9 tRNA genes are annotated in these 1,060 nt (G+C 47.1%); all 9 read left to right on the top strand.

Going from position 1 to position 1,060, the window contains the following annotated elements:
- Positions 1-49 precede the first annotated feature (49 nt).
- The 9 genes from CWS01_RS19570 (at position 50) to CWS01_RS19530 (ending at position 951) form a co-directional block, all read left to right on the top strand.
- Positions 50-121, top strand: a tRNA-Glu gene (locus tag CWS01_RS19570).
- Between the two features lie 41 nt (positions 122-162).
- Positions 163-238 (top strand) — tRNA-Asp (locus CWS01_RS19565).
- Between the two features lie 6 nt (positions 239-244).
- Positions 245-319 (top strand) — tRNA-Gln (locus tag CWS01_RS19560).
- A gap of 4 nt (positions 320-323) precedes the next feature.
- Positions 324-399: transfer RNA gene (locus tag CWS01_RS19555), tRNA-Lys, on the top strand.
- A gap of 17 nt (positions 400-416) precedes the next feature.
- A tRNA-Leu gene (locus CWS01_RS19550) sits at positions 417-498 on the top strand.
- A gap of 55 nt (positions 499-553) precedes the next feature.
- Positions 554-636: transfer RNA gene (locus CWS01_RS19545), tRNA-Leu, on the top strand.
- A 65-nt stretch (positions 637-701) separates the two neighbouring features.
- A tRNA-Arg gene (locus CWS01_RS19540) sits at positions 702-778 on the top strand.
- Positions 779-784: 6 nt separating this feature from the next.
- Positions 785-861 (top strand) — tRNA-Pro (locus tag CWS01_RS19535).
- A 16-nt stretch (positions 862-877) separates the two neighbouring features.
- Positions 878-951 (top strand) — tRNA-Gly (locus tag CWS01_RS19530).
- Positions 952-1,060 lie beyond the last annotated feature (109 nt).

Below are 1,060 nucleotides of genomic sequence, written 5' to 3'. Positions count from 1 at the left end.
AATCCCTCCTTCTCCGCCAGAAGTTGCTTTGCAACTAATAGTAAAACATGGCCCGTTGGTCAAGCGGTTAAGACACCGCCCTTTCACGGCGGTAACACGGGTTCGAATCCCGTACGGGTCATATGTTTATTTGTATTATATTGATTTGGAAAATGTTATGAGGGTCCCGTGGTGTAGCGGTTAACATGCCTGCCTGTCACGCAGGAGATCGCGGGTTCGATTCCCGTCGGGACCGCCATTATATTGGGCTATAGCCAAGCGGTAAGGCAACGGACTTTGACTCCGTCACTCGTTGGTTCGAATCCAGCTAGCCCAGCCAATAAGAGCCATTAGCTCAGTCGGTAGAGCATCTGACTTTTAATCAGAGGGTCGGAGGTTCGAATCCTCCATGGCTCACCATTTATATAAATATATTTGCGGGTGTGGCGGAATTGGCAGACGCACTAGACTTAGGATCTAGCGCCGCAAGGCGTGGGGGTTCGACTCCCTTCACCCGCATCGTTATTTAAAACAGCACAGTTAATATTATGCAACAAGATAAACTCTTTATAGTGCGGTCGTGGCGGAATGGCAGACGCGCTAGGTTGAGGGCCTAGTGGGGGAAACCCTGTGGAGGTTCAAGTCCTCTCGGCCGCATCTAAAAAAAGTATTGACAACCGAAAAAGAGTCATGTATAGTAGAGAAGTTGCTTTTAAAAAAATGCGCCCGTAGCTCAATTGGATAGAGCGTCTGACTACGGATCAGAAGGTTATGGGTTCGACTCCTTTCGGGCGCGCCATATGTACGGGAAGTAGCTCAGCTTGGTAGAGCACTTGGTTTGGGACCAAGGGGTCGCAGGTTCGAATCCTGTCTTCCCGACCATCTTCAAAATAAATATGCGGGTGTAGTTTAATGGTAAAACCTCAGCCTTCCAAGCTGATGTCGTGGGTTCGATTCCCATCACCCGCTCCAATTAAAATAAATTGCTCTTTGAAAACTGAACAAACAAAACGTCAACAATACTCGTTTTATAACTTCGTTATAAAACGAAACAACAAGTAATGCAAAAGCTAGAGTTTAG

It is taken from the genome of Niallia nealsonii (genome assembly GCF_002835805.1).
GTDB lineage: Bacteria > Bacillota > Bacilli > Bacillales > Cytobacillaceae > Niallia > Niallia nealsonii.
The sequence above is the reverse complement of the archived record's forward strand: the minus strand, read 5'-3'. Positions and strand labels throughout refer to the sequence as shown.